General features: G+C 42.9%; 6 protein-coding genes. All 6 read right to left on the reverse strand.

Annotated elements, in window-relative coordinates; genetic code table 11:
• The coding region (locus WBA23_RS08540) for an acetyl-CoA carboxylase biotin carboxyl carrier protein (RefSeq protein ID WP_424581854.1) at positions 1–417 on the reverse strand (417 nt) is incomplete at its 3' end.
• Between the two features lie 5 nt (positions 418–422).
• Entirely contained in the window at positions 423–986 is a 564-nt protein-coding gene (gene efp / locus WBA23_RS08545; RefSeq protein ID WP_424581855.1) for an elongation factor P, read from the reverse strand.
• Positions 987–1,051: 65 nt separating this feature from the next.
• Entirely contained in the window at positions 1,052–2,047 is a 996-nt protein-coding gene (locus WBA23_RS08550) for a beta-ketoacyl-ACP synthase III (protein ID WP_424581856.1), read from the reverse strand.
• 3 nt (positions 2,048–2,050) lie between these two features.
• Positions 2,051–3,010, reverse strand: coding sequence for a phosphate acyltransferase PlsX (gene plsX / locus WBA23_RS08555; protein WP_424581857.1), 960 nt, complete (start codon positions 3,008–3,010; stop codon positions 2,051–2,053).
• Between the two features lie 3 nt (positions 3,011–3,013).
• Positions 3,014–3,205 (reverse strand): 50S ribosomal protein L32, encoded by a 192-nt coding sequence (rpmF, locus tag WBA23_RS08560; protein WP_424581858.1) that lies wholly within the window; start codon positions 3,203–3,205, stop codon positions 3,014–3,016.
• Between the two features lie 27 nt (positions 3,206–3,232).
• Positions 3,233–3,763 carry a YceD family protein gene (locus WBA23_RS08565; RefSeq protein WP_424581859.1) on the reverse strand — a complete coding sequence of 177 codons (531 nt, stop codon included), beginning with the start codon at positions 3,761–3,763 and terminating at the stop codon, positions 3,233–3,235.
• Positions 3,764–3,910: the final 147 nt, after the last annotated feature.

Below are 3,910 nucleotides of genomic sequence, written 5' to 3' on the forward strand. Positions count from 1 at the left end.
AATTTCGTTAAACAATTTCATAGCCTCAACAATACAGACAGTCTGCCCTTTAGAAATCTTATCGCCCACCTGCACAAACGGGCCCGATTCTGGGTTAGGCGACTCGTAAAAAGTGCCAATCATCGGCGATTTGATCGCAATATAATTGTTCTGATCTTTAGACTCGGCTGATTCTTTAGACCCGTCCGACACAGAATCATTATCTGATAGTGAACTTGGCTGAGAAGGTAGCGCTACTAGTCCCGTGGCATCGCTGGGCATAGAAGAAGTACTCGGAGAATGAATGATGCTTTGGTGAACTTCTGGGGAGCTATTTTTCTTTATCTTTAATTTAATGTCGTCGGTTTCTAACTCCACTTCATCCAAACCAGCATTGGCGATGAAGTCTAAAAGGTTGCGGATTTCACTGATTTTCATAACGTTTATTTTACCCGTTCGGAATAGGATTTAGTACGTGTGTCTACTTTAATTTTCTCATCTTGATTGATAAACAAGGGTACTTGAATCGTAGCCCCGGTCTCTAACTCCGCAGACTTGGTAGTGTTGGTGGCAGTATCGCCCTTAATACCCGGCTCAGTATAAGTAATGGTAAGTTCTACAAAGGCAGGAAGTTCACAACCTAAAATGGTTTCGGTTTCATCGTGAACAATGATATCTACTTGCTGTCCGTCGGAGATAAACTCGGGAGCATCAATTTGTTCTTCTTGGATTACTATTTGCTCAAAGGTAGTACTATCCATAAAATGATAACCCATATCATCTTTAAAGAGAAATTGATGCGGACGGCGCTCGATGCGAGCAGTAGTAACTTTTACCCCAGAATTGAAAGTATTCTCTAGCACTTTGCCAGTACGTATGCTCTTGAGTTTTGTCCGCACGAAAGCAGGTCCTTTCCCCGGCTTCACGTGCTGGAATTCAACGATGGTAAAAAGATCGTTGTTATACTCAATGCAGAGACCATTACGGAAATCTGCGGTGGTTGCCATAGGTTGTTATCGGTTAAGTATTACTAGATAAATACAAATGTAGATAAAAAGTTTATTTCGTCTATCTATCCGTCGTACCCCCATTTAATATAAGTAGCTCCCCAGGTAAAACCTCCTCCGAAGGCAGCTAGTACCAAATTATCGCCTTTTTTCAGTTGTGACTCGTATTCCCAGAGGTTGAGCGGTATGGTAGCACTGGTGGTATTACCATACTTATGAATGGTATACATTACTCGTTCTTGGTCTAGCCCCATCCGGTTGGCAGTAGCATCAATAATGCGTTTGTTCGCTTGGTGAGGTACTAGCCAAGCTACGTTTTCCGACGATAGCTCGTTACGTTCCATAATAGTTGCTGCTACATCAGCCATATGTTTCACTGCATACTTAAATACAGCACCCCCTTCTTGATATACAAAATGCTCTTTCGCCATTATGGTCTCAAGAGTAGCCGGGCGACGACTTCCCCCAGCTTTCAAATGTAAATGAGGCGCACCTGATCCGTCGGAACGAAGTACAGAGTCCATCAATCCGTAGGGTTCTTCGGTGGCTTCTACTACAACCGCTCCGGCCCCGTCGCCAAAAATAATGCAGGTGGCGCGATCTTCGTAGTTAATGATCGACGACATCTTATCCGCTCCAACTACTAATACTTTTTTATATGTTCCGGCTTCTATAAATTGAGCTGCGGTAGTTAGTGCGTACAAAAAACCAGAACAGGCGGCCTGTAAATCATAGCCAAAAGAATTTATTGCCCCAATCTCATTTGCAATAAGGTTGGCTGTAGCCGGAAAAATCATGTCGGGGGTAGTCGTAGCACAAATGAGTAGTTCTACCTCCGCTGGGTCTGTGTTCGTTTTTCTTAACACTTCTGCGGCTGCTTTGGCCCCCATCACGGATGTTCCCTGATCTTTCCCTCGTAGAATACGGCGCTCTTTAATGCCGGTACGGGTTAAAATCCACTCATCAGACGTATCCACCATTTTTTCAATATCATGGTTGGTGAGAACGTCTTCCGGAACGTATCCTCCGACTCCCGTAATTACGGCTTTGCGTGTACTCATACATTATTCTTTATCAGAAAGCTGATCCTGAAAAGCAGCTCGAATTTTATGATATATGTCGGACTTTGCCATATTAAAGGCTTGCATAATCATGTTTTTTATGGCTAATGCACTGGAAGAACCGTGACCAATGACTACGTTGCCATTTATACCTAGAATGGGACTCCCTCCGATGGCTTCGTAATTCAGGTTATCGAAAAATGGATCATGGTAGTCTCGGCTTTTTAATAGGTCATAAACCGATTCAGCCAACTTCAGCACAACGTTACCCACGTAACCGTTGCAAACCATTACGTCGGCTTTATTGCGAAAGATATCCCGCCCTTCAATATTGCCAATAAAGTGAATGTGATCCTGCTCTTTAAAGAGCTGATACGCTGCTTGGGTAACTACCGTGCCTTTTTGTTCTTCTTCACCCAAGTTAATTAACCCCACCTTAGGACGATCGATGCCAAAAACGTGTTGAGCGTAGAGCGAACCAATTTCACCAAACTGCACCAAAATTTCGGGTTTTACGTCTGCGTTTGCCCCTACGTCAATAAGCACGCCATAGCTACCATCTTCGCGAGGAGCAAAACCTGCCAATGCTGGCCGAATCACTCCTTCACAAGGTTTTACCGAGAACATAGCACCCACTGACATAGCTCCGGTATTACCCGCACTGCAAAAGGCATCAATCTTCTCCTCTTTTAATAGATGAAAGCCGATACCAATACTAGAGTGTTTTTTCTGGCTAAATGCTTTGGTAGGGTGTTCGTGCATACCGATTACTTCTTCGGCATGAACGATCTCTATCATTGATTCAGGAAATTCGTAATGAGCCAGATGCTCTTTTATTGTTTCTTGCTGCCCAACTAATACCAAGCGATCATCTTGAGAAAATTCGCGGATAGCCAGAGTAGCTCCTTCCAAACAGGTTTTAGGTGCAAAGTCGCCACCCATCGCATCAAGCGCAATCCTCATAAATTACGCTGCGTCTTCTTTCTCCATTACTACCTTACCTCGGTAGTAGAGCTTACCCTCGTACCAATGAGCTCGGTGAAACAAATGGGGTTCGCCCGTGGTAGGATCAATTGCAATGTTCCGAGGGGTAAGACCCAGGTGGGTTCTTCGCTTATCTCTTCTTGATTTGGAAATTTTCCGTTTGGGATGTGCCATATTATTTTTAGTTTTTACAAATTTCTATTAATTCTTAAGATTACGTAGTTTTTGCCACCGAGGGTCAACTGCTTCGTCTTCTGCCCCCGACTTGTCTGATGCTGAGCTAAATATAATTTCGCCCTCTACCCAAGGATCTTCTTTCTCAGCCAAGGAGGGGTGCAGCCGCTTCATAGGCAGAGCTAAGCCAATAAACTCATACAGCAAATGAGCAACATTAATCTTTTGAGTTCCGGTAGTAATCGTATAAATATCCTCAGAAACCTCCTCTTCTTCTGCTCCGTATTGATAAATAATTCTTCTATCTACTTCTAAAGAATGGTCGAAGTGCTCTAAACTACGGTCGCATTCTAGCTGTACTGTCCCCTCAATCCGAAAGCTTGCGGCAATCAATGTCGATTGCTTATCCAGCGTTACCTCAGCCTGAAGATTACCCTTCTCTAGCAAATTGCTGTCAAACAATTGAAAGAAAGAGTCTTCTAAGTGATATTCGTACGTGTAAACCTTGTCCGATAATGAATATATATCAATATCGAACCGGGTAAAATCTTCCATCATTACCCCCCTTTTTGTTAAGTCTGCAAATTTAAGTATATAATTCTAATAAAAGAAAGCGATTAAAATGAATTCCGCTTTCTTTGATGCATTGCGGTAGTTAACAAATTTTTTCGAAAAAAATTACCAATTATTACCTACGTACTATAA

It is taken from the genome of Tunicatimonas sp. (assembly GCF_049647865.1).
In the GTDB taxonomy this organism is placed as follows: Bacteria; Bacteroidota; Bacteroidia; order Cytophagales; family Cyclobacteriaceae; genus Tunicatimonas.

Excerpts from the sequence above, each read along its gene's own strand:
- efp (WP_424581855.1), bottom strand. The coding sequence starts at position 986 with ATGGCAACCACCGCAGATTTCCGTAATGGTCTCTGCATTGAGTATAAC.
- WBA23_RS08550 (WP_424581856.1), bottom strand. The coding sequence starts at position 2,047 with ATGAGTACACGCAAAGCCGTAATTACGGGAGTCGGAGGATACGTTCCG.
- plsX (WP_424581857.1), bottom strand. The coding sequence starts at position 3,010 with ATGAGGATTGCGCTTGATGCGATGGGTGGCGACTTTGCACCTAAAACC.
- rpmF (WP_424581858.1), bottom strand. The coding sequence starts at position 3,205 with ATGGCACATCCCAAACGGAAAATTTCCAAATCAAGAAGAGATAAGCGA.
- WBA23_RS08565 (WP_424581859.1), bottom strand. The coding sequence starts at position 3,763 with ATGATGGAAGATTTTACCCGGTTCGATATTGATATATATTCATTATCG.